Here is a 21916-nt window from a genome sequence, read left to right as displayed (position 1 = left end):
AGGTACAAAACTTGGGCTAGCCCTTAAACCCTAAACCAGACACCCTAAACCTTGACCAACACCTGGTCGCCCTCAACCTTGGCCTCAAAGGTTGCTAGAGGCTGCCGCGCCGGGCCAGAGTCAACGGTGCCGTCTGGCTTAAAGTTGCTGGCGTGACAGGGGCATGCAAACAGGTTTTGATCGCCATTCCAAGTCACGGTACAGCCAGCGTGGGTGCAGACCGCACTCACGGCAATCAGAGCATCTGGAGCGTTGGGATCGCGGATGACTGCCAGATTTTTGCCCTGCAAATTCTCATTGGCAAGGCTGCCCTGAGCATCTAGGTCAGCTACGGAGCCGAGGGGAATAAACTCACCCTCGGCTCCTGAACCTGCCTCAGAGGTGGAGTCAGACTGACAGGCTGCGATCGCCACCGGCAGCGAGGTCGCCAGCAGCCCCAACGCCAGCAGATTGTTAAACTCTCGACGCTTCATAGGCTCTGTTTTCCTCTATTTGCCAAAACCCTGACCGCGCTTTGGCGAAGGAATTCCTAAGCAGGCGTTGAGCTGTTCGCGCAGAGTATCGTGGTCTAGCCCCTGGCCAATCAGCACCAGCTGATTTTTGGGTTCGCCCTTCCACTGGTCATCATCTAGCGAAAAGCGCTTGCCGCTGAGGTGAAAGATGTGGCGCTTGGGGCTTTCGTCAAACCAGAGAATGCCCTTGGCCCGAAACACCGACTCAGGCAGCAGATTGTCGAGAAAGTGCTGAAACTTGCGAATGGCAAAGGGGCGATCGCTGGCAAAGGACAGCGACGTAAACCCATCAATGGCTAAGTGGTCAGAGTGACGCCCGTGGGTATGGTCGTGGGCATGACCGTGATCGTCGTGGTCGTGCTCACAGTGGCCGTGGTCGTGGTCGCAATTGGCGTGATCGTGGGCCTCATGGTCATGGTGATCATGGCCGTGATGGTCGTGGTCGGACTCAGCGCTGTCGCTGCCAAAGTATTTGTCCGACTCAAATAGTCCCACACTGAGAATCAGCGGCAGGGGCACCTGCGATTTAGTGGTACGGAGAATCCTGGCGCCCTCTTTGACGTCGCGAATTTTGACTTCCAGTAGGTCGAGATCGGCGTCATCGACCAGGTCAGCCTTATTGAGCAGAATAATGTCGCCATAGGCAATCTGGTTGTGGGCCGCCTGGCTGTTGAAGAGGTCCAGGCTGTAGTTTTCGGCGTCGACCACGGTGACGATGGAGTCGAGCCGGGTCATATCGCGCAGCTCAGTGCCCAAAAAGGTCAGGGCAATGGGCAGGGGATCGGCCAGCCCCGTGGTTTCTACTACTAAGTAGTCAATTTTGTCCTGGCGCTCCAGCACTTTATACACCGCTTCCATCAGGTCGTTGTTGATGGTGCAGCAGATGCAGCCGTTGCTGAGTTCGACCATGGTGTCGTCGTTGTTTTCGGTGGCAATCAGCAGGTCGTTGTCGATGCCGATTTCGCCAAACTCATTTACCAGCACGGCGGTTTTGAGCCCTTCCTGGTTGGCCAAAATGTGGTTGAGCAGTGTGGTTTTGCCGCTGCCCAAAAAGCCGGTAATGATAGTGACGGGCAGACCGTGTTTGATGTCATCCATGGCCTGGGGCTGGATGGGAGGCGCAGCGGTAGACATGGGTGCTCTCTGAACGCAAGGACATTTTCCATACTAGCGATGAATCTGGAGTCGTGGCAGTCAGGGTTGGGATTGTTTAGGTAAGGAAGTATGGCCCCGACCAGTCTTTGACTATCGCGCTGCCCAAAACAGTACAATTGCATTGATTTCGCTCTCGGCAACGGCCATGACCCTCACCTCCGACGCCCTACCCCGCTGCAGCTGGGTGCATCATAACGACCCGCTTGAGGTTGCCTACCACGATACCGAGTGGGGGGTGCCGCTGCACGACGACACCAAACACTTCGAGTTCATTATTCTCGACGGCTTCCAGGCCGGGCTGAGCTGGATCACCATTCTGCGCAAGCGCGAAAACTTCCGAGCCGCTTTTGCTGGCTTTGACCCTCAGGTCGTCGCTGGCTACGACGAGGCCAAGCATCAGGAACTTCTAGGCAATGCCGGAATTGTGCGCAACCGACTCAAAATTGCCGCCGCCACCCTCAACGCCCAGGCGTTTCTAAAAGTGCAAGAAACCTTCGGCAGCTTCGATCGCTACATCTGGCAGTTTGTCGATGGCGAAACCGTACAAAATGCCTGGCCGACCCTAGCTGATGCCCCGACTCGCACCGCCGCCTCCGATGCCATGAGCAAAGACCTCAAGCAGCGCGGCTTTAAGTTTGTGGGCACCACTATTTGCTACGCCTACATGCAGGCGGCAGGCATGGTCAACGACCACACCACAGACTGTTTCCGCCATCGAGAATTGGCTTAAGGTTCCGCAAACTTCATCAGTCAACTCTATACAACCGATGTGAAAGCGGGTTGTTGGGCGGCTGGCGCGACGTGAACAGGGATGAGTTCAAAGCCAAGAAATCTTGCCAGTAGCCTTGGAACAAATGGCAGACGCATCAGTGCAGGAGCCTGAAAAGGCTGTGTGGGATCTAAACCTGGCAAAAACAGTTGCCGTTGAATGATCGATTGAAACGTTTGGATTAGCCAGGTGGGCAGGGCTCGACGACGCTGTACTTTCAGCAAATCTTGGCAGTTAACTTGTTTGGCCCTCAGAGGTTCAGTCAGGATGTTGGCCGCAACCACGGCATCAGCGATCGCATAGTTAATGCCAACCCCGCCAAAGGGAGCCATAACGTGGGCCGCATCGCCAATCAGCAGCAGCCCAGGCCGATACCAGCGTTTGAGGCAGCCCGTTTCTACCGAAAGGTAAGCAATTTGAGACCAGTTTTGTAGCTGCTCAATGCGATCGCTAAACTGAGGCACTGCCTTGACAACGGATTGCCGAAAAGCCTCCAATCCCTGACTCCGCAACGTTTGGTAAGCTCCTTTGGCAATCACACAGCCCACTTGCCACTGGGTATCGCGGTTCATCAGTGCAATAAACTGACCGTGCCCAACCAAAGCCGTGAGTTCGTCGGGTTCATTGGGATAGCGGGGCAAGCGGAACCACAAAACATTTAGAGGGGAGGCATTGGATTTAGGGAACGTCAGCCCCGCCATTTGTCGAACGCGGGAGTGTCGCCCATCTGCGCCAATCGTCAGCATTGCGCGAATTTCATGCCATCCGCCCTGTCCTCGGTAGCGCACCCCTTGAATCGTTCCTGCTGATTCAACCAATTCTTGAGCATTTGCACCCATGATTAGCTGAAAATTTGGGTACTGCTTAGCTTGCTCAACAATGAATTCCAGAAAACGCACCTGTGGCATGACAGTCAGAAATGGAAAGTGGGTATTGAGGTGACTGTAATCGATGAACGTGAAATCACCCTGTTCCGTGTGCATGTGCGGTTGATGAGCCCTGCTGTGAGGGATTTGCAGCAGTTGTTCACTTAAGCCCAGTTCTTCCATTAGGGTCAGCACTGAGGGCTGAAGCGTATCTCCCCGAAAATCGCGATCGAAGTCCTTGTGCGCTTCTAGCAGTGTGACCGAAATACCTTGCCTGGCTAGTAACAGCGCCAAAACGGCACCCGCAGGGCCAGCGCCTACAATGCAGCAGTCTGTGTGGAGAACGTTTGATGAGTCTGATGTCATAGCGATTACCTTCGGAAGAGGTTACGTTGCTCTGCCACTAATTTACTAAACCGTTTAGTAAAATGACCACACCATTTAGTAACGTGTTGTGAAGGGTGCGATCGCCTAGATTCATACCAGGCTTCTAGAACCTAAAGCATGAGTCGAACTGCTAACGGAGACCAACGCCCATTTTCAGAGCAGGCGAAAGCAACCCTGAACGGTGCTATGCAGGAATTCTTGACTCATGCCCATGCAGCAGCAAAGCTCAGTTTCTCTCGGTTTAGCTTCAGGCTAATAGACGAGTTATCGCTGCACTGTATTCCTGGTACGACTTGACGCCAGTTAGGGTTTCTAACCGCTCACCGTCTTTAAAGAACATCACCGCAGGGATTCCCTTCAGTTCAAATCGCTTGGTGATCTGCCGATTAGCATCAAAGTCGATCTTCATCACCCTGACAGAATCGCCATAGGCCTCGGCCAGCTTATCGATCGACGGCATTACTTGTTTGCAAGAGCCACACCAAGACGCCATACAATCGACCACTAGCAAGGGTTCACTGGCCAGCAGCGTATCGAGTTCGGCTTCATCGCGAATCAGTTTAGCGGCACCCGTGTCTTCTTGACCGAGCTGGGCCAGGGCACTGGCCACCTCCGCAGACGATAGGCTGGCATTGATAGTGGCGAGCTGCGATCGCTGCTGATAGTGCTCAAGCAACGGCTCTAACGACTGCTGAAAACTCTCTAAATGCTCTCGAATAGCTGAAATTGGCGGCTTTTCGCTGCTTTCGTTTAAGAGCCGAATGATCAAAAACTCGGGTGGCGCTTTGAGATAGGCCACCGTTGCCGGTGGCTGGCCCACCGCGGTCCACCACTCATCAAACGCTTGGGCTTGCGCTAGCGTGCGCGGAAACCCTTCTAAAACCCAGCCTTTGAGCATCGTATCGGGCTGCTCGAACCGCTTGCGGATCAGCTTCATTGCCAACGCATCGGGAATCAGCTGGCCTGCATCTACGTAGGGGCGAGCCTCTACGCCGATCGCGGTCTCGGCAGCGATCGCCCCACGAACCAGTTCCCCCATAGCCACATGGGGAACCTGCCAGCGTTCGGCTAGCGCCGCCGCCTGGGCCTTTAGCCCCACGCCAGGAGCCCCTAGTAGGATAAATTGCTTAGTTTTCATAGAATGGCAATATCTTGTACCCGCTGTTCATCCCTACCTTCATCATCGAGGTCAAAGGGCTAAAACCTGAGTTCTTTAAACTCACTTAACGGCCGACCAAGAATGTCCATTGGGCTAAGTTAGGCTTCGAGTAACGGTGATAAGTCCATCCTTGATTTCGTTCGCCCTATCCCTATGCCGTCGTCTCCACCCCGCATTTACTGCCTCCCAGCTACTGACGCTCCAGTGGTAGCGGTATTTCGGCGTGGGCCTAGTCAGTGGGCCCACGTCGGTCGCTGGGATTTAGCTCAGAACTGCTATGAGCCGGGGGGCTGGCTACGGGGGCGCATTTTCCCCCGGCGCTCAGACATTTCTCCTGATGGGCGCTGGCTGTGCTACTTTGCCCACAATCCCAAAGCTCGCTGGGAATACGGAGAAGCCTATGTCGCCGTATCTAAGCTGCCCTGGCTGACAGCCCTCCATGCCTTTGCTACCTGCGGCACCTGGACTCGGGGTTACTACTTCACGACGGGTGGCAGCCATGAAAACTCAAAAGCTACCACCCTACCCATTCCCTACGATCTCACGTTCATTCCGGTTGAGCAGTTCGCTAACGAACGGCGGCGGGGCTGGCTAGAAGCTCCCGATTCACCACCCCGTAGCGCTGGTGGTCCCTGGGATGAAAACCGCAATGCTCGCTTGCAAAAGCCGCAGCCAGGAGGCCGCTACTTGCTGCGGCTAGAGAGCCTAGGCCGGGCCGGCGGAGAGTTTGGTGTTGACCAGGCAGTAGACGGCCTGCGAGTAGTCTATGCCCTTGAATCTGAGCAAGACATCGCTATTCTAAATGATGTGCAGTGGGCTGACTGGGCTGCCCAAGGGCAACTGCTGGTCGCTACTCGCAGTGGCAAACTGCAAGTTCGCGAGTTGCAGAAGCGTTCCTTTAAGGTCATTTTTGAGGCCGATTTGTCTGCACTGCAGCCGGAGCCGATGGAGGCTCCTGATTGGGCTCAGCGATGGTAACAGAGAAAACAGGTCAGCCTCAAACTGCCCAAACCAGGCGATAGATGGCTCACAATGTTTTCTCCTAAAAGTCTTCCCCTAACCGGCGAGCGTTGGGTTTCTAGTCGTCACCGCGCTTCTTTTTGCCTTTCTCATTAGACGAATCCCCTTTTGCATCTTCATCAACGACTGGCAGGGTTGTAGCCGAGTTTACCTGAGACGAGTCGGGCAGTGGAGAGATCTGGGCTGGAGCAACCGGAACTGTTGCGGCCGAGTCAGCTGGAGACGCAGGTGGGGCTTGCAAAGAACGCTGTACCACGATTGGAATAGCAGTAGTACCAACCAAAGCGACGGTACCGACCAACCCTTTAAGCAGCAGTGACTTCAAGCTGTTCGTTTCGGGGGCAGAGTCAGAGTTACTCATAAATTTAGGAATCGTTCGTTTTAGAAACTCTTTAGGGCGATGTGTCTTGTCGGTAGAATACCCTGCATCGCTTACTGGGTTGACCCTCTGTGGTCAATTTTAGTTCCGTCTGCTCAGCTCTATAAAGACGCATCGCGCAAGACTTTACCAACGTAAATTTTTGAAGAATAGACAGGAAAAACCTTGGCCTATAACCAAGTAGCTAGATCCACAGAAATCATGCGCTGTGGGTCAACAGTGAGCTCTATTCGGACGCCTTACCGTCTCGTCGGCCTAGCTCGTACACACCGCAGCCGATCGCAGAAAGTACCCCCAAACTGACTGCCCAGCTGCTGCCCAGCGACAGCGTAAGACCGTAGTGCACTAAACCACCCACTGCCAAAAATGGCAAGACGCTCAATAGCGATGCCACGGGCGCGTCCGCACCTAGCCAGCCCTCAAACGTTGAAATCACCCGGTCAGCTAAGGGCGAAAAGCCCCAATACAACGCGATCGCCCACAGAGCAGTGCCAGCAATGGTAGCGGTATCGAAATCAACGGGCAAAGACGACAAAGCAGTCACCGGAGCGGGGCCAAAGCATTAGCCGAAGTCGAAGGCTTTCACCGCGTCTAGAGCGAGTCGCGGTCGGGGCGGTAGTCGGGCCGAGGGGGCTGCGGGCCGGGGTCAATGCGGTAGCGATCGTTGTATTCGCTGCGGTTTTTGGGAGGGCGACGACGACGCACGCGATCGTCGCCAGGGCGAGAATTATTGTCGTAGTAGGGCTGGCCATCGGGGCCATCCATGGGGCGATCGCCCATTAAGCGACCGTCTACGGGGCGATCGTTAGGCCGATCCATACGACCATCTACGGGGCGATCGCCAGGCCCATTCATGGGAATATCTTCGCGGCGCATGGGGCGACCATCGCCATACACGTCAGGGGTGTAGGGAGGGCGACCAGTTGGCTCACCGCGCCCCTCAAGCATAGGCCGAGGACGATTGTAGGGATCGGCGGGGCCATAGTCGCGGCGATCTAGCTCGGCACGAAGGTTTGCTCGGTTGTCAGGAGCGTAAGCCGGAGGGCGATTGCCTCGGGGTGGACGGTAGCCGCCACCGCCACCAAAATCGCCGCCGTCACCCGGAAAGCCGGTTTTGACCAGCGGCGTTCTGGAGTTGATATTCTGAATCATCAGCGACACCAGCATGCCCGCCATCAGCATTTGCTGAAAGGAGGAGATGACGTCCATGCCTAGGTTGCCGAGCAGAAATACCCCTGACAGCAAAAACAGAATGGCATAGACCTTATCAGAGTCGCGCTCGTAACCGGGCTTGAGCCGGTCTAAGAAGAATAGCGCTACACCACTGATCACCAGAAAGATGCCCAGCAGCAGGGGGACGGGGGTACCAAAATTCACGTCAAATTCCTCTTAGGCGATCGCCTCTGCCAACCGGACACGTTAATTCTAGCCGACTTAACGAAAAAATCGGGAACGCCCACAGGGTCCCCGACCGCAAGACTACCAGGTTGTGCCCTCCGACCTAGGCCAGCGGGCACAGCCCTTTAAGACTACTGGCGCTGAATCTTGTCGCGCTGGCTAACAAAAAACAGGAAAGCGCTAGCCGGTATAACAATAATCACAGCCCCAGCAAGCAGGCTCAGCAAGAAGTTGGCTAAAGATGATGTCATATCTCTTGATCCCGATTAACGATTGAAACCGAATTGTTATTGACCATTATTGATCATTATTGCTCAACCACACTCACCTCACCAACGCTCTGGCCGACAAACGCGATCGCCTCGCCAGCAGCCACGACTCCAGCACCCTAGCAAAGCCGTCAGGGCCTAGAGAATCAGCCGAGGAAGGCTTTAGAATGACATCTACAACAACAGCGTATTTTGGAGGAACCCATGGCCACCACACAGGTGCTGAATATAGGCGTGAGCCTGCTATTGGGCCTCATGACCCTGCTGTTTATCTTTCGCATTGTGCTGACCTGGTATCCCCAGGCCGACCTGTCTAAGCTGCCCTTTTCGCTCATCGCTTGGCCCACGGAGCCCTTGCTGGTGCCCATGCGCAAGCTGGTTCAGCCCATTGGTGGCGTCGATATTGCCCCAGTCATTTGGGTGGGTATCGTCACCCTGCTGCGGGAAATTTTAGTTGGGCAACAGGGCTTGTTAAGAATGCTCGGTTAGAGGTTCTGTCGCTTAATGTGATAGGCGGTGCGCCGAGAGTGGACAGCCAGGACGGCTATCCCACAAGGCTTTCTCCAGAGCCCCAAGAAAAATGACTACTCTCTTGTGAGATGGGCCTCTGGCCCGTCATGAATGGTCTGGGCCAAAGTTCCTCAGCTTGAGCTACTTGATTGCCATCATTTCGGCGACAAAGTTGGTGTACACATCACCGCTGAGAAAGTTGGCGTTCTCTAGCACCTTTTGGTGGAATCCGATGGTAGTGGGCAGGCCAGTGATAGCGCACTCCCGCAGGGCGCGGCGCATGCGGCGAATGGCGGTGGGGCGGTCTGGCCCCCAGACAATTAGCTTGCCCACTAGCGAATCGTAGTAGGGCGGAATTTCGTAGTCGGTATACACGTGGGAATCCATCCGCACACCCATGCCGCCGGGAGCGAGATAGCCGCTGATGCGCCCGGGGTTCGGGCGAAAGTTGTGGTCGGGGTCTTCGGCATTGATGCGGCACTCGATCGCATGGCCGCGAATTTGAATCTCTGACTGGGTAAAGGGTAGCTTCTCGCCCTGGGCAATGGTGAGCTGAGCGGCAATCAGGTCAATGCCGGTAATCATCTCGGTGACGGGATGCTCAACCTGAATGCGGGTATTCATTTCCATGAAGTAGAAATTGCCCTGGCTATCGACCAGAAACTCGACCGTGCCTGCCCCGACGTAGTTGATCGACTGGGCTGCCAGCACCGCCGCTGCCCCCATTTTTTCGCGCTGATCTGCTGTGAGGCGAGGGCTAGGGGCCTCTTCAAGCAGCTTTTGGTGCCGCCGCTGAATGGAGCAGTCGCGTTCGCCCAGGTGCACCACGTTGCCGTAGCTATCGGCCAAAATCTGAAACTCGATGTGCCGAGGGCGATCGATAAACTTTTCCATGTACACGCCGGAGTTGCCAAAGGCAGCTTGGGCCTCACCCTGGGCGGCCATAAAGGCCTTGACCAGCTCGGACTCGTTGTTCACCAGGCGCATACCGCGCCCGCCGCCCCCGGCGGTGGCTTTGATCATCACCGGGTACCCAATTTCGCTGGCGACAGCATAGGCTTCGGCTTCGTCGGTCAGCAAGCCACCGCTGCCGGGCACCGTAGGCACACCCACCTTTTGCATGGTGTCTTTCGCGGTCGATTTGTCGCCCATCCGCCGGATTGAGTCAGGGGAGGGGCCAACAAAGACAATCTGGTGGTCGGCGCAAATTTCGGCAAAGCGGGCATTTTCGGCTAGAAAGCCATAGCCAGGGTGAATGGCGCTGGCGTTGCGAGTCAGGGCGGCGGCAATAATGTTGGGAATGTTGAGGTAGCTTTTTTGGCTAGGGGCCTCGCCAATGCACACCGCTTCATCGGCTAGCTGCACGTGGAGAGCGTGGCGATCGACGGTGGAGTGAACCGCAACGGTGGCTATGCCCATTTCTTCGCAGGTGCGGAGGATGCGCAGCGCGATTTCTCCCCGGTTAGCAATCAAAATCTTGGAAAAGCGCATGTACGTAGGGCAAATAGCAACAGACCATTGAGTTGTGGGGTAGCAGCCCAGCTAAGCAACCCCAGCCCACTGCCGCAACCGACCATCCTCAGCATCATACGATGACGACGGTCGCTGATTCTATCACGCAGCCAGTGCGACAAATATTGCTGTAAATGTGCTCTAACAAGGGGGCCATTATGGTTTACTCTTATATATCTGAGCCGGTGCTTGGGTGACATTCCCTCAGAGCCCAATTGGTACGGTTCAGAACATCACCAGCGGATGTGGTGGAATTGGTAGACACGCACGCTTGAGGGGCGTGTGGCTTATGCTGTGCGAGTTCGAGTCTCGCCATCCGCATCAAATTCCCATGGATTGATTCAACAATGCCGGGTTGTAGCGATACAGCCCGGCATTGTTGTTGGAGCCGATTTATTCAACGGCTGCTATAGATGCTGAGCCAGGGCGATCGCCACCGGGCACAGCAGCAGCGCTGGCAAAAACGAGGCCACCCTGACTTGGCCAATTTCGAGCAGATTCAGACCAATACCTAAAATCATCAGCCCACCAGTCCCAGTGATTAGCAAAACTTGAGGACTCGTGGTTGGGTCGGCCAGAACAGACCCTAACAGGCTGGACAGCAGCGACAGAGCCCCCTGCACCCCCAGCACGCTGAGGGCTGAAAAGCCCACGCCAACGCCGTAGGTGCCGGTGAGGGCGATCGCCGCCAGCCCATCCATCGTAGACTTCAACGTGAGCAGAGCATTGTCGCCTGACAGGCCGTTGTTGAGGCTGCCGACAATGGCCATAGGGCCAATGCAAAACAACAGGCTGGCCGCCACAAACCCTTCAGTGAAGCGGCCTCCGCCTCGCACCCTGGCCTTGAGCCAGTCGCCCAATACCGAGAGGCGTTTCTCAATCTGCCACCATTCGCCCAGCATCCCCCCCATCGCCATCACCAGCAGCGCCAGAATGATGCCGTCGATGGGGCCAGCGTCGATATCAGACAGATTACTGGCCATGGAGACCCCCATGACCAGGGTCATCAGCCCCACGGCCTGGGTGATGATCTGCTGCATCGATTTGGGCAAGCGGCTGCGCAGCATGAGTCCCACCGTTGTGCCCAGCAGAATGGTGGCGACGTTAATCCAGGTGCCGCTGGTTTTGGCCCACAGGCTGAGCATAGTAAAGTCCTCACAGGGGATGGTGGGGCAGACAGTAGATGCGCGGTGCTTCGGTTCCGCGTTATTCTCCAATCAGACCATTTATTCCGGGAGAGTGCCATGGTGGTGCCAGTCAGTTTGATGCGCGCTCAGTCTTACCGGAGAGATGAACTGGAGCGGTCGCTCACTCAGCTACTCGCGCCCCTCGGTGGCATGGGGGCCTTTGTCAAATCGGGCGATCGTGTGCTGCTCAAGCCCAACCTGCTGACTAGCGCTCGCCCCACTAAAGAATGCACTACCCGGCCTGAGCTGATCTACGCCGTAGCTCAGCAGGTCATAGCCGCTGGCGGTCAGCCCTTTTTGGGTGACAGCCCCGCCTTTGGCAGCGCTCGGGGGGTGGCCAAGGCCAACGGTCTGCTGCCCCTGGCTCAGGAACTCGGGCTGCCGATCGTAGAGCTGCACGGCGATCGCTACCCCACTGACAACCCTGAATTTGACCATCTGCGTCTCTCCAAAGAAGTGATGGAGGCCGACGTGGTGATCAACCTGCCCAAGGTTAAGTCCCACGTGCAGCTCACCCTCACATTGGGGGTCAAAAACCTATTTGGCTGCGTGCCCGGCAAAATGAAGGCCTGGTGGCACATGGAGGCGGGCAAAGACGTGCAGCGCTTTGGCACCATGCTGGTAGAGACGGCGCGGCTGATCGATCCTGAGCTGACCATTGTGGATGGCATTGTGGGCCACGAGGGCAATGGCCCCAGCGGCGGGGAGCCCAGAAATTTAGGCGTGCTAGGGGCATCTGCTAACGTGTTTGCCCTCGATCGCGCCATGGTCACCGTGCTAGGGGCCGATCCGCTGGCGGTGCCCACGGTGGCCCAGTCGATGCGCCTAGGAGTCTGTCCCGATTGGGAGGAATTGGCTTTCCCGCTACTCACCCCGGATGATCTGCGGGTGACCGACTGGCAGCTGCCCACCGAAGTCATGCCCATCGACTTTGGCCTGCCTCGGGTGGTGAAGTCCACCTTCAAGCACCTCTACGTTCGCTTTATCAAAGAGCCGGTGACCACCTACGCCGAGCGTCTCTAAGCCGACTCTAAATGAGGACGGGAGGGAGCATATTCTGCACCCTCCCGTCCTGAACAGTTAACTTGGCCGTTACTCAGTCGGGTTAATGAGGCCCAGACGGCTAGCGCCAGTGGTCGGTCGCGTCTGGCTGGCGAGAATGGTTTGCTCTAGCACCTCGGCAGCACGGAGGTACTGAGCATCGGCATCGGTACCGAGCAGGGCGGGGTTGCTAAACAGCTCGCGGCGCTGGCGATCGCTCAAGCCCACCTCGACATCGGGGGTAATGCCCCGGCTGCTGATGTCGGTGCCATCGGGAGTGTAGTAGTGAGCTACGGTCACGGTCAGGCCAGAGCCATCGGTGAGCCCGTGGAGCGACTGCACCAGGGCTTTGCCGTAGGTGGTGTTGCCCACCACCGTGGCCCGGTCGTTGTCGCGCAGGGCTCCGGTCAGGATTTCGCTGGAGCTGGCCGAACGGCTATCGACCAGTACGGTCAACGGTAGATCGGTGAGGGCGGTGCGATTGGCCGAAATTGCTTCGTCATTGCCCTGGCGATCGAGGGTGCGCACAATTTGACCGTGCTGCAGCCACATGCGGCTGATGTCAACGCTAGCCATTAGCAGTCCGCCAGGGTTACCGCGCAGGTCAAGCACAAACCCTTCGACCCCAGCCTCGGTCAGGCTGCCAATTGCGTCGGCCATCTGCGTAGCGGCGTTGGCGTTGAACTCAATCAGCCGAATGTAGCCAATGGGGCGCCCGCCGACCGTTTTTTGGGAGTATTCAACGGTGGGCAGATCCATCCGAGCGCGGGTCATGATTACGGTGCGGGGAGCGCCGCCGGCGCTAGAGACGGTGAGGGTTACCTGGGAGCCCTCGTTGCCCCGCAGCTGTTGCAGCACGCCCTCGGCGGTGAGCCGCTCGGTGCTTTGACCATCGACTAGCAAAATGCGATCGCCCGCAACAATCCCAGACAGCTCGGCTGGCGAACCTGGGGCCACACTCGTCACTGCCACTGCCCCGGTCTGGCTGTTGCGCTCTAGCCGCACGCCAATTCCCGAGGCTTCGCCAGAGGTCTGCTCGGTGAGGTCAGCGTATTCTGTTGGCGAGAGGAACCGGGTGTAGGGGTCATCGAGCTGCTGCAAAGCAGCCCGCAATGCGCCATAGGCCGCCTCTTTAGAGGTGTATTCCCGCCCGAGCAGGTCTTGGCGCAGGGCTTGCCAATCAACCTGGTTAAAGCTGTCGTCTACGTACTCGCGATTGATGATTTGCCAGGCTTCATCAATAACAACCTTAGGGCTGTCTTCAAACTCAGTTAGCGGTGTAGCGGCCAAGGTTGCCTCAGCGGCCACAGCGGCAAACGCAAGGGGAACAAAGGCTAGGGTAGAGGGCTGCACCAGAGACAGGAGCCGAGGGAAGGAGGGAATTGACATCGTGTTAATACCAGCCTGGACACGGAGGGAAGACGAGTCGGGGGCACGCATCCGGCCAATCTTGAGCTTATTGTGACCGATGATTTATCTCTTTGGCCAGATGCAGAGGCCGCTTTGTGGAGATTTTAGGCTTTTCTTTAGTTCTGCTGGGTAAATGGGGCCGCTTTTCAAATTGGCCCCCTAGGTACCCCAAGCTGATGCCAGCCGACTAAGCATTTAGTCCCTGAGCAAGTTGGCAAACCACGATGGTCAGACTTTAGTCCTGGGGTGCGATCGCAGCTTACTAAGAGCGGTTGGTGGCGTTGATTTCGTCCAAAATGGCCTGAGCCCCCTCAGCCCGCAGATGCTGAGCCAGCTGTTCACCGAGAGCTTCAGCCTCAGTCGCAGGCCCCTGCACAACGTTCTTAATCACCCGCTGGCCATCGAGGCTGGCTACGAGCCCGGTAAGGGTCAGAGTATCGCCCACCAGGTCTGTGTTGACGCCAATGGGCACCTGACAGCCCCCCTCTAGCTCGCGCAAAAAGGCGCGTTCGGCCAGGCAGCGGGCGGTGGTAGGTGCGTGGGAGAGCACACTCAGCAGTTTGAGGATTTCCTCATCACCAGTGCGGCACTCGATGCCCAGGGCACCCTGCCCCACAGCGTGGAGAGAGATCTCGGCGGGAAGAATTTCGTGGATGCGATCGCCCATATCCATGCGCTGTAGACCGGCCACCGCTAGAATAATGCCGTCGTAGCCGCCCTCATCGAGCTTGCGCAGGCGAGTGTTGAGGTTGCCGCGAATGTCTTTGAAGGTGAGGTGGGGATAGTGGTGGCGCAGCTGAGCCAGCCGCCGCAGAGACGAGGTGCCAATCACCGCGCCCTCGGGCAGGGTGGCCAGGGTTTTGTCCTTATTCTTCTCGTGGACGACTAGGGCATCGGCGGGGTCTTCGCGGTGGGTGACGCAGCCCAGCATTAGCCCCTCGGGCAGACGGGTAGGCAAGTCTTTGAGGGAGTGCACGGCAAAGTCGCTGTCGCCCCGCAGCATGGTGTCTTCCAGCTCTTGGGTAAACAGGCCCTTATCGCCAATTTTGGAGAGCGACACGTCGAGCACCTTGTCACCCTGGGTCTCCATGGTGACAATTTCAAAAGCGAGATCGGGGAAGTGCCGCTGCAACTCATCCCGCACCCAGTGGGTTTGAATCAGCGCCAGCTGGCTCTTGCGAGACACGATGCGAACGGTGCGCCGGGAAGTCGAAACAGTGGGGGATGCGGTGGATTGCATAGTCTGAAACAAGCTTGCAAAGGGTTAGTAACGGCGCTACGACAACCGCCATTTACGTCAGGATCCTGGGGAGATCGGCCTAGGCAGTTGTGAGCCAAACGGCCATCCCGATCAACGGACGAGGCAACCGGTTTTCAGCCGTTTGGGCAGCGCTACGGGTAGGGCGGTTAAATCGCTACCGAATCTTCAGATTACAGGATGCGGCTCCCTCTAGGGTGAGCCTTCCAGAGATGTTACGGGGTTGTCACATTAGGGGGTTGACGGCGTTTATGATGGGTGAGCAGCTTGGGAAAAACCGTTGCCTCGCCAGTTTTTTGCACCTCGTTTTTTACCGACAAATAGGCCGCTCACTCGCCTATTGGGCAGTCTTTCTGTGGCGATCGCCCTCACCCTCAGCACTACCCCGCTGGCGCTAGCCCAGGCCCTGCGCCCGGAAATTCGCTTTCCCTTTTTGTCCGACCCCCTGCAAGACAACCCCCTCGACCCGCTGCTGCCGCCGAGACAGACGGTGCCTCGCCCCCTCAGCCCGCTAGAGCTTTACGCCCTAGAGCAAGAGCTTGACCAGCTGGCCCTAGAGGCCGTCGCCCTAGACGCAGCGGGAGAGTTAGAGGCGGCTCGCCTGCTCTGGCGGCGGGAGATTCGTCTGCGCCGCCTGCTGGGTATTGACGCCGAGCTCGCCGCTATTGAGCGGGTCGGACAGGTACTGCGCGATCGCAACGCCACCCCCGATCTACAGCTCTACGCCCTGCGCCTCGACGAAATTCGCGCCGACCTCACGCTGCCGGACGATGGCGAGCGGCTAGAGGGTATGGCCGCCACCTACGAAGTACTAGGGGATGTCGATGCCGCCGCCGAAATTCGCCGCGACCTGGTCGATGCTGCTCTGGTTGGAGGCAATGGCGCTGAGCAGCGCCGCCAGCTCGATGCTCTGGCGGTGCTGCGGGCTGACTGGTTTTACTTTCCTGAAGCGGCCCAGGTCTACGGCGAGCTGGTAGCGCTGGCCCAGGCTAACAGTGATCTGGAAGACGAGATTCGCTACCTGGGACTCCAGGCCGAGAATCTGGAGCAGGCCCAGGATTTTGCTGGAGCGATCGCCCTACAGCAGCGCCTGCTCACCCTATACCAAAGCAACGAAACCCTCTGGCCGCAAATTGCGCCCCTTCAGCACCGGGTGGCCAACAACTACCGCACCCTAGGCGATCTCGACACCGCCTCCCGCCAGTACCAAATTGCTTACACCAATGCGATCGAGCAGCAGCAGCTCGAAGTTGCCGCGATCGCCATTAACGACCTGGCCGAGATCTACAAAACCCTTGGCCGCTGGGCCGATGTGGGCTACCTCTATGAACAGCTCCTGCTGGTAGAGCAGCAGGCCCACAGCGCCTACGGCATGATGGCCGCCTACGACCAGCTAGGCCAGGTGCACGAGCAGCTAGGGGCCACCCCATCGGCCCTGGCTGCCTATCGAGAAGGACTGGTGCTGGCGCGGGTGCTCGGTGCCCAGCAGGCTTACTTTGAAGAACGGATTGCGCGTCTGATGGAGGAAGCATCCTAGTGGTGATTGAATGGCTCACCTTTGCGGTCGATCCTGAAAACCGTGAAACCTTTGTTCGCGTCGATAACGAGATCTGGACAGCCGCTCTGAGCCAGTATCCCGGCTTTATCTCCAAGGAAGTGTGGATTTCGCCCGATTTGCTCGACCAGGTGGTGTATGTCGTGCGCTGGCAAACTCGCGAGCAGTGGAAGGCCATTCCTCAAGCCGATTTAGAGGCGATCGAAAAGCAGTTTGACGCCGTCGTGAATTTTTCCTACCGCATGATCGATGCCCGCGAATACCAGGTGCGGCGCTACCCTTCTCCCTAACCGGCAAATTCATTTCACCCCATGCTGGATCCGATTCAGGCGCTAGTAAAACGCGTTCGCGAAGAGCTACTGCCAAACCTACACCTCGAGAGTATCGACCCCTGCGATCCAGTCGTAGTGTATCGGCTGCCAACGCCCTGGAGCTGCCTAGGGACTGGCAACTATGCTGCCGTTTTTGCGCACCCCGACTATCCCGAGCAGGTCGTCAAAGTCTACGCTCCGGGCCGACCGGGCATTGAGGCCGAGGTGGAGGTCTATCGCCGCCTGGGCGAGCATCCCGCTTTTTCGCAGTGCTACTTCAGTGAAACTCCCTTTTTAATCTTGAGGCGCCTGGCCGGAGTGAACCTATACGACTCGCTGCACCGGGGCCTTGACATTCCGCCCCAGGTAATTCGAGACATTGATGCCGCCCTGGCCTACGCCCGCCAGCGGGGGCTGTTTCCCCACGATGTCCACGGGCGCAACGTCATGCAGCACGAAGGGCGTGGGGTGGTAGTTGATGTGTCCGATTTCCTAAATTCAGCGCCCGACCGGGCTTGGCAGGACGTAAAACGTGCCTATTGGTGGCTTTATCGGCCTTTTTTTCGCCCCCTGGGCTTGCGGATGCCCTACTTTATGTTGGACTGGGTGCGGGTTGGGTACCGGCTGTTTCGCCGTCTAGTAGGGGTTGGCCTGCGCTAGCATACGGCCATAGTTGTTGACGGTATGACGCTGCCCCCGTTGCTATGCTTTCGTGCCCCCGCTGCCAAGCCCCGATCGAACCCACCACAATTCAGTGCCCCCGTTGCCAGCTGACCCTCAAGGCCCACGGCCACCCCGGCATGACGCTGCACCGCACCCAGGGGGATGAGGCTCTCTGCACTACCTGCCTCTACGACGCCGACGACACCTGCAACTTCCCCCAGCGCCCTAAGGCCACAACCTGCACCCTCTATCGCTCGGTCAAGCCGGCTGAAGATCTGGCGCTGCCCACCCCTGCGTTTGGTCAGCAAATAAGGTTTTGGCTGCGCAATCATCCGGGGCTAATGGCACTGGGTGGGCTACTGTTGCTGAGCCTGCTGCTGGTGCTGGTGCGCTAGGGCAGTGAAGCTGGCTCTAGGGCAAAAAAGTCAGAGAATACTTGCTTGCCGACGGTGTTGAGCCGGGTTTGCAGATCGTCGAGAAATTCATGCAGGCCCCGCTGGGTGATTTCGTCGATGGTGAGGTAGTCGAGTTCAGAGCGCAGGCGACCAAGGGCGCGATCGCTACCCGTTCGCCAGGTGCCCATTGAGGTGCCAGAGATCTGATGGAGCGATCGCTCCGCCTCGATCAGACAAAACTGAATGGAGCGGGGAAACTCCCGGTTGAGAATCAAAAATTCCGTCACCCCGCGCGGGGTAATGCGGTACTGGCACTTGCGATACATCTCGTAGGCGCTGGCCGACTTGAGCAGGGCAATCCACTGCAAGTCGTCTAGGGGCGAGCCCACGTCGGTTACCGAAGGCAGCAAAATGTAGTACTTCACATCGAGAATGCGGGCGGTTTTGTCGGCCCGCTCCAGCAGTCGCCCCAGCTGGCCAAAGTGCCAGCCCTCGGTGTGGGCCATGGTGGCATCCATCACCCCAGCAAACAGGTGACTGGCCATCTTGACTTCCGGGAAAAAGTTGTGCAGCTCTGACAGCAGCCCGCCATCGGCGGCCTCATTCACCATTAGGTAAAACGAATTTACCTGCTCCCACATTTCTGAAGAAATGATCTCCCGCACCGATCGCGCATTCTCTCTAGCCGACCTGAGGCAGGAGATGATCGAGTTGGGGTACTCGCGATCGAAAGTGAGAAATCTTAGAATATTCTCCGCCGAGGCATCTTCATAGCGGGCCTTAAACAGCGCCTGATCGCCGGTAGTTCTGACCAGAGGCTCCCACTGTTGCTCCATGCCGGGAGGGGCATCCAGCAGCAAGTTCAGATTTACGTCCACAAAGCGGGCCACGTTTTCGGCCCGCTCCACGTAGCGGTTTAGCCAGTAGATCGAATCGGCGACGCGGCTCAGCATGGGGGTGAGGGGGTAGAGAGTTGGAGGGTAGGGAGTCGGAGGGTAGGGGGTAGGTGGGGTTAGGAGTGACAAGGTTCTTTTGGGCCTTCACTCGCCTATACAGACACTCCGCCAAACTGAATGGGCAATTTGGCGTTGGGATCGATGGATTTCACGACCCAGGTGTCTTTGCTGCCGCCGCCTTGGGAGGAATTTACTACCAGAGAGCCGCGCTGGAGGGCAACTCGGGTGAGGCCGCCGGGGTTCACGTAGACATCCTGGCCGTAGAGAATGTAGGGCCGGAGATCGACATGGCAGCCCTCGAAGCTGCCGTCGATCAGAGTGGGCACCCGCGAGAGGCAGAGGGTGGGCTGGGCGATATAGCCGCGGGGGTTGGCGCGGATGCGATCGCCAAATTCTGCCCGCTCCTCTGCGGTGGCGTGGGGACCGACCAGCATGCCGTAGCCGCCGGAGGCATTGGTGGCCTTGACCACCAGCTGGTCTAAGTGGTCGAGCACGTGGGCCTGCTGGGTGGCGTCTTCGCACAGGTAGGTCGGCACGTTGGGGATCAGCTGATCTTCGTCGAGGTAGTAGCGAATCATCTGTGGCACGTAGGCATAGATCAGCTTGTCGTCGGCGACGCCGGTGCCCAAGGCGTTGGCGATCGCCACCCGCCCAGCCCGATACACCTCCATCAGCCCCGGCACTCCCAGCAGCGAGTCGGACCGAAAGGCCAGGGGATCTATAAAGTCATCATCGATGCGGCGATACACCACGTCGACCCGCTCCAGACCCTTGGTGGTGCGCATTTTGAGGTAGCCGTCTGAGACCACCAGATCGCGCCCTTCCACCAGTTCAGCGCCAATCTGCTGGGCCAAAAAGGAATGCTCAAAGTAGGCCGAGTTATACATGCCGGGGGTGAGCACCGCTACCCGAGGGTTAATCAGCGTCTCGGGCACCAGGTTCAGCAGGGTTTCCAGCAGCTGGCTAGCGTAGTCATCCACCGCTGCAATATCCATGGCCGCAAACAGGTGGGGAAAAGTATTTTTCATCACCCGCCGGTTCTCGAGCACGTAGGAGACCCCCGACGGGCAGCGCATATTGTCTTCGAGCACGTACCAGGTGCCCTCTTTGTCGCGCACCAGGTCAGTGCCGGTGATGTGGCACCAGATGTTGTTGGGCGGGTTGAGGCCCATGCAGGGTTTGAGAAACCCGGGAGCCGACTCCACTACATGGCGCGGAATCACGCCATCGTTCAAAATTTTCTGATCGTTGTAAACGTCGTGGATAAAGCAGTTGATCGCGTAGATCCGCTGCTTGAGACCCTTTTCGATCCATTCCCATTCGTGTCCCGGCACGATGCGCGGAATTACATCGAAGGGAAAGATGCGCTCGGTGCCCTGGTTGTCGCTGTAGACATTAAAGGTGACACCTAGCTTAAATAAAGCATTTTGCACCGCTTTTTGCCGCTGCTGTAGCTCTACCAACGACATGACGTTGACTCGCCGCACCAGCAGCTCGGCTTCGGGGCGAGGCTGGCCCTGGCTTAAAAACAGTTCGTCAAAAAAGTCGCCGGGGTCGTAGGCGTCAAATAGCACCAGGGGCCTCCTAAAAATCCAGGGTTGGGGGTCATCTCTACAGGGTGCCTGGGTGGCCAGTCAGCACAGCAATAGGAATGGGGCAGGGCCTTCTCTCAGGGATAGAAAGCAGCCCAGTAGCTCTAACCAATACTGGGGTAGGGGCGCGGCAAGCTGTAGCGTTCAATACGGTTTTGCGGAAACACCCTGGCAGAGCCACTCCCAGCCTGGCAATATTGGGCTAGGCAACTGGTCAAAGTAAAAGTAATCGCCAGCCGAACCCTGCATTAGGGTTCAGCTGGCGATCGCTAACCAGCTCAGATTTTCTCATGCCCGTATCGACGACGAGAAAACCTCGGATTCTCAGAGGTCTGGATTATTTCAATCCCCAAAAGTTAGACCGAAGCAACCTCAAAGGCAGGCCCCAGTCCGGCCACAATCTCTGAGGAAGAAAGCTTGCCGTCGTGGTCAAGGTCAAGGGCATCAAAGGCGGCATCGGTGCCGAGCCATTCTTCCCGAGTAATAAAGCCGTCACCGTCTAAGTCATAGGCTCTAAATAGGTCAAACTGGTCATCCCGAGCGGTAGCGGTCGTGCTATTGCTCTCGGTGAGCTGGGTCAAACGGTTAGCGAGCAAGCCCTCTAGGGTTTCGAGGGCCTTACTAAACCCTTTAATGCCTTCGTCGAGCTTTTCGGTGGCCATGCGATCGCTCTCATGCATCGACCGGAAAGTTGCTTCATCGATGGAGATTTGCTCAATATCTAGCGACGCGGCCTTGGCAGGGTCAAGCTTGCGGGGCAGGTCGGCCTGGGTCTCGTCGAGCTTGGCTAGCAGCTGGGGTGAGATGGTCAGCAGGTCACAGCCCGCCAGCTCGGTGATTTCGCCCACATTGCGAAAGCTGGCTCCCATCACCTCAGTCTTGTAGCCAAATTTCTTGTAATAGTTGTAGATCTCGGTTACCGAGAGCACGCCGGGATCTTCGGGGGCAGGGTACTCTTCGCGACCGGTGTCTTTTTTGTACCAGTCAAGGATGCGACCCACAAACGGAGAAATCAGGGTAGTGCCCGCTTCGGCACAGGCGATCGCCTGGTGAATACCAAACAGCAGGGTCAGGTTACAGTGGATGCCCTCTTTCTCCAAAATCTCAGCGGCTTTGATGCCCTCCCATGTGGAGGCAATCTTGATCAGCACTCGCTCAGGGGTAATACCCAGCTTGTCGTATTGGGCGATGATATCGCGGGCGGTGGACACCGTGGCTTCGGTGTCGTAGGAGAGCCGAGCATCGACCTCGGTAGAAACCCGGCCGGGGATAATGCCCAAAATTTTGTGACCAAAGGCGACCGCCAAGCGATTAAAGGCCAGGTTAGCCACGTCTTTATCCGACGCTCCCTCCCCGGCATCGGCCTTAGCCTTGAGCAGAGTGTCATCAACAATGGCCTGGTACTGGGGCATCTGCGCCGCCGCCGTAATCAGTGAAGGGTTGGTGGTGGCGTCGCGAGGGGTAAATTTCTCAATGGCTTGAATGTCGCCGGTGTCGGCGACAACAACGGTCATCTGCCGAAGCTGCTCTAAGAGGCTGGCCATGGGTTTCTCCTGAAATTTGGGGGCAAAAGGGGATTTCTGGTGTTATCCCCATTGTAAGCAGGGGATTC

Annotated in this window: 23 protein-coding genes and 1 tRNA gene; 9 read left to right on the top strand and 15 right to left on the bottom strand. The window is 57.4% G+C overall.

Going from position 1 to position 21916, the window contains the following annotated elements; all coding sequences use genetic code 11:
• Nucleotides 1-44 precede the first annotated feature (44 nt).
• Together H6F75_RS04180 and H6F75_RS04175 are read right to left on the bottom strand one after the other, a co-directional pair.
• Entirely contained in the window at nt 45-473 is a 429-nt protein-coding gene (locus H6F75_RS04180) for a Rieske 2Fe-2S domain-containing protein (protein ID WP_190749500.1), read from the bottom strand.
• A 15-nt stretch (nt 474-488) separates the two neighbouring features.
• Nucleotides 489-1646, bottom strand: a complete 1158-nt coding sequence (locus H6F75_RS04175) for a GTP-binding protein (protein WP_242019649.1) — start codon at nt 1644-1646, stop codon at nt 489-491.
• Nucleotides 1647-1812: 166 nt separating this feature from the next.
• Here H6F75_RS04175 and H6F75_RS04170 point away from each other — a divergent pair, with 166 nt between their 5' ends.
• Nucleotides 1813-2397, top strand: coding sequence for a DNA-3-methyladenine glycosylase I (locus H6F75_RS04170; protein WP_190749498.1), 585 nt, complete (start codon nt 1813-1815; stop codon nt 2395-2397).
• 26 nt (nt 2398-2423) lie between these two features.
• On the opposite strand, the gene H6F75_RS04165 is transcribed toward H6F75_RS04170, so the two are convergent.
• Nucleotides 2424-3668 carry an FAD-dependent oxidoreductase gene (locus tag H6F75_RS04165; RefSeq protein ID WP_190749496.1) on the bottom strand — a complete coding sequence of 415 codons (1245 nt, stop codon included), beginning with the start codon at nt 3666-3668 and terminating at the stop codon, nt 2424-2426.
• Nucleotides 3669-3936: 268 nt separating this feature from the next.
• Nucleotides 3937-4827, bottom strand: a complete 891-nt coding sequence (locus H6F75_RS04160; RefSeq protein WP_190749494.1) for a nucleoside monophosphate kinase — start codon at nt 4825-4827, stop codon at nt 3937-3939.
• Nucleotides 4828-5001: 174 nt separating this feature from the next.
• On the opposite strand from H6F75_RS04160, the gene H6F75_RS04155 reads away from it, so the two are divergent.
• A complete protein-coding gene (locus H6F75_RS04155; protein ID WP_190749492.1) occupies nt 5002-5826 on the top strand; it encodes a hypothetical protein in 825 nt (274 codons plus the stop codon).
• A gap of 100 nt (nt 5827-5926) precedes the next feature.
• Here the strand turns inward: H6F75_RS04155 and H6F75_RS04150 are convergent, their stop codons facing one another.
• The 4 genes from H6F75_RS04150 to H6F75_RS04135 all read right to left on the bottom strand — a co-directional run bounded on the left by H6F75_RS04150 (nt 5927) and on the right by H6F75_RS04135 (nt 7896).
• Entirely contained in the window at nt 5927-6229 is a 303-nt protein-coding gene (locus tag H6F75_RS04150; RefSeq protein ID WP_190749490.1) for a hypothetical protein, read from the bottom strand.
• 244 nt (nt 6230-6473) lie between these two features.
• Complete coding sequence (locus H6F75_RS04145; protein ID WP_190749707.1) at nt 6474-6773, bottom strand: hypothetical protein; 300 nt, start codon at nt 6771-6773, stop codon at nt 6474-6476.
• 65 nt (nt 6774-6838) lie between these two features.
• Nucleotides 6839-7624 carry a Ycf66 family protein gene (locus tag H6F75_RS04140; RefSeq protein WP_190749488.1) on the bottom strand — a complete coding sequence of 262 codons (786 nt, stop codon included), beginning with the start codon at nt 7622-7624 and terminating at the stop codon, nt 6839-6841.
• Nucleotides 7625-7776: 152 nt separating this feature from the next.
• Nucleotides 7777-7896, bottom strand: a complete 120-nt coding sequence (locus H6F75_RS04135; RefSeq protein ID WP_190749486.1) for a photosystem II reaction center X protein — start codon at nt 7894-7896, stop codon at nt 7777-7779.
• Nucleotides 7897-8118: 222 nt separating this feature from the next.
• Here H6F75_RS04135 and H6F75_RS04130 point away from each other — a divergent pair, with 222 nt between their 5' ends.
• Nucleotides 8119-8403, top strand: a complete 285-nt coding sequence (locus tag H6F75_RS04130) for a YggT family protein (protein ID WP_073607277.1) — start codon at nt 8119-8121, stop codon at nt 8401-8403.
• Nucleotides 8404-8565: 162 nt separating this feature from the next.
• On the opposite strand, the gene accC is transcribed toward H6F75_RS04130, so the two are convergent.
• Entirely contained in the window at nt 8566-9915 is a 1350-nt protein-coding gene (gene accC, locus H6F75_RS04125) for an acetyl-CoA carboxylase biotin carboxylase subunit (protein WP_190749485.1), read from the bottom strand.
• A gap of 260 nt (nt 9916-10175) precedes the next feature.
• Between accC and H6F75_RS04120 the strand changes: the two genes are divergently transcribed.
• Nucleotides 10176-10257: transfer RNA gene (locus H6F75_RS04120), tRNA-Leu, on the top strand.
• Nucleotides 10258-10343: 86 nt separating this feature from the next.
• Here the strand turns inward: H6F75_RS04120 and H6F75_RS04115 are convergent.
• Nucleotides 10344-11081: a DUF554 domain-containing protein gene (locus H6F75_RS04115; RefSeq protein ID WP_190749483.1), complete on the bottom strand. Its 738-nt coding sequence runs from the start codon at nt 11079-11081 to the stop codon at nt 10344-10346.
• 99 nt (nt 11082-11180) lie between these two features.
• Between H6F75_RS04115 and H6F75_RS04110 the strand changes: the two genes are divergently transcribed.
• Nucleotides 11181-12146, top strand: a complete 966-nt coding sequence (locus H6F75_RS04110) for a DUF362 domain-containing protein (protein ID WP_190749481.1) — start codon at nt 11181-11183, stop codon at nt 12144-12146.
• 69 nt (nt 12147-12215) lie between these two features.
• Here H6F75_RS04110 and H6F75_RS04105 read toward each other — a convergent pair whose 3' ends face one another.
• Both H6F75_RS04105 and hemC read right to left on the bottom strand, forming a co-directional pair.
• On the bottom strand, nt 12216-13553 hold the full coding sequence (locus H6F75_RS04105) for a S41 family peptidase (RefSeq protein WP_190749479.1): 1338 nt from the start codon (nt 13551-13553) through the stop codon (nt 12216-12218).
• A 283-nt stretch (nt 13554-13836) separates the two neighbouring features.
• Nucleotides 13837-14814, bottom strand: coding sequence for a hydroxymethylbilane synthase (hemC, locus tag H6F75_RS04100; RefSeq protein WP_190749477.1), 978 nt, complete (start codon nt 14812-14814; stop codon nt 13837-13839).
• A gap of 358 nt (nt 14815-15172) precedes the next feature.
• Between hemC and H6F75_RS04095 the strand changes: the two genes are divergently transcribed.
• From H6F75_RS04095 to H6F75_RS04080, 4 genes are read left to right on the top strand one after another with little or no spacing between them, the layout of a single operon-like run.
• Nucleotides 15173-16369 carry a hypothetical protein gene (locus H6F75_RS04095; RefSeq protein ID WP_190749475.1) on the top strand — a complete coding sequence of 399 codons (1197 nt, stop codon included), beginning with the start codon at nt 15173-15175 and terminating at the stop codon, nt 16367-16369.
• On the top strand, nt 16369-16677 hold the full coding sequence (locus H6F75_RS04090) for a TIGR03792 family protein (protein WP_190749473.1): 309 nt from the start codon (nt 16369-16371) through the stop codon (nt 16675-16677). Before H6F75_RS04095 ends, H6F75_RS04090 begins: the two co-directional genes overlap by 1 nt.
• Before the next feature lie 21 nt (nt 16678-16698).
• The gene (locus H6F75_RS04085) at nt 16699-17358 is read left to right on the top strand and encodes a serine/threonine protein kinase (protein WP_190749471.1); all 660 of its coding nucleotides are present in this window, start codon (nt 16699-16701) and stop codon (nt 17356-17358) included.
• A gap of 44 nt (nt 17359-17402) precedes the next feature.
• On the top strand, nt 17403-17756 hold the full coding sequence (locus H6F75_RS04080; protein ID WP_190749468.1) for a hypothetical protein: 354 nt from the start codon (nt 17403-17405) through the stop codon (nt 17754-17756).
• On the opposite strand, the gene H6F75_RS04075 is transcribed toward H6F75_RS04080, so the two are convergent.
• From H6F75_RS04075 to H6F75_RS04065, 3 genes are all read right to left on the bottom strand, one after another.
• Nucleotides 17753-18709, bottom strand: coding sequence for an alpha-E domain-containing protein (locus H6F75_RS04075; RefSeq protein ID WP_190749466.1), 957 nt, complete (start codon nt 18707-18709; stop codon nt 17753-17755). The two genes, H6F75_RS04080 and H6F75_RS04075, sit on opposite strands and share 4 nt — an antisense overlap.
• 95 nt (nt 18710-18804) lie before the next feature.
• Nucleotides 18805-20286 carry a circularly permuted type 2 ATP-grasp protein gene (locus H6F75_RS04070; RefSeq protein WP_190749464.1) on the bottom strand — a complete coding sequence of 494 codons (1482 nt, stop codon included), beginning with the start codon at nt 20284-20286 and terminating at the stop codon, nt 18805-18807.
• Nucleotides 20287-20660: 374 nt separating this feature from the next.
• Nucleotides 20661-21848, bottom strand: coding sequence for a transaldolase (locus tag H6F75_RS04065; RefSeq protein WP_190749461.1), 1188 nt, complete (start codon nt 21846-21848; stop codon nt 20661-20663).
• Nucleotides 21849-21916: the final 68 nt, after the last annotated feature.

This window comes from Nodosilinea sp. FACHB-131, from assembly GCF_014695395.1.
In the GTDB taxonomy this organism is placed as follows: Bacteria; Cyanobacteriota; Cyanobacteriia; order Phormidesmidales; family Phormidesmidaceae; genus Nodosilinea.
This window is presented reverse-complemented; position numbering and strand designations above follow the sequence as displayed.

What these genes read in the sequence shown, in the direction of transcription:
- H6F75_RS04155 (WP_190749492.1), top strand. Translation starts at nt 5,002, where the DNA reads ATGCCGTCGTCTCCACCCCGCATTTACTGCCTCCCAGCTACTGACGCT.
- H6F75_RS04165 (WP_190749496.1), bottom strand. Translation starts at nt 3,668, where the DNA reads ATGACATCAGACTCATCAAACGTTCTCCACACAGACTGCTGCATTGTA.
- H6F75_RS04115 (WP_190749483.1), bottom strand. Translation starts at nt 11,081, where the DNA reads ATGCTCAGCCTGTGGGCCAAAACCAGCGGCACCTGGATTAACGTCGCC.
- H6F75_RS04150 (WP_190749490.1), bottom strand. Translation starts at nt 6,229, where the DNA reads ATGAGTAACTCTGACTCTGCCCCCGAAACGAACAGCTTGAAGTCACTG.
- H6F75_RS04080 (WP_190749468.1), top strand. Translation starts at nt 17,403, where the DNA reads ATGCTTTCGTGCCCCCGCTGCCAAGCCCCGATCGAACCCACCACAATT.
- H6F75_RS04160 (WP_190749494.1), bottom strand. Translation starts at nt 4,827, where the DNA reads ATGAAAACTAAGCAATTTATCCTACTAGGGGCTCCTGGCGTGGGGCTA.
- H6F75_RS04105 (WP_190749479.1), bottom strand. Translation starts at nt 13,553, where the DNA reads ATGTCAATTCCCTCCTTCCCTCGGCTCCTGTCTCTGGTGCAGCCCTCT.
- H6F75_RS04175 (WP_242019649.1), bottom strand. Translation starts at nt 1,646, where the DNA reads ATGTCTACCGCTGCGCCTCCCATCCAGCCCCAGGCCATGGATGACATC.
- accC (WP_190749485.1), bottom strand. Translation starts at nt 9,915, where the DNA reads ATGCGCTTTTCCAAGATTTTGATTGCTAACCGGGGAGAAATCGCGCTG.
- H6F75_RS04085 (WP_190749471.1), top strand. Translation starts at nt 16,699, where the DNA reads ATGCTGGATCCGATTCAGGCGCTAGTAAAACGCGTTCGCGAAGAGCTA.
- H6F75_RS04065 (WP_190749461.1), bottom strand. Translation starts at nt 21,848, where the DNA reads ATGGCCAGCCTCTTAGAGCAGCTTCGGCAGATGACCGTTGTTGTCGCC.
- H6F75_RS04075 (WP_190749466.1), bottom strand. Translation starts at nt 18,709, where the DNA reads ATGCTGAGCCGCGTCGCCGATTCGATCTACTGGCTAAACCGCTACGTG.
- H6F75_RS04110 (WP_190749481.1), top strand. Translation starts at nt 11,181, where the DNA reads ATGGTGGTGCCAGTCAGTTTGATGCGCGCTCAGTCTTACCGGAGAGAT.
- H6F75_RS04170 (WP_190749498.1), top strand. Translation starts at nt 1,813, where the DNA reads ATGACCCTCACCTCCGACGCCCTACCCCGCTGCAGCTGGGTGCATCAT.
- hemC (WP_190749477.1), bottom strand. Translation starts at nt 14,814, where the DNA reads ATGCAATCCACCGCATCCCCCACTGTTTCGACTTCCCGGCGCACCGTT.
- H6F75_RS04130 (WP_073607277.1), top strand. Translation starts at nt 8,119, where the DNA reads ATGGCCACCACACAGGTGCTGAATATAGGCGTGAGCCTGCTATTGGGC.
- H6F75_RS04180 (WP_190749500.1), bottom strand. Translation starts at nt 473, where the DNA reads ATGAAGCGTCGAGAGTTTAACAATCTGCTGGCGTTGGGGCTGCTGGCG.
- H6F75_RS04135 (WP_190749486.1), bottom strand. Translation starts at nt 7,896, where the DNA reads ATGACATCATCTTTAGCCAACTTCTTGCTGAGCCTGCTTGCTGGGGCT.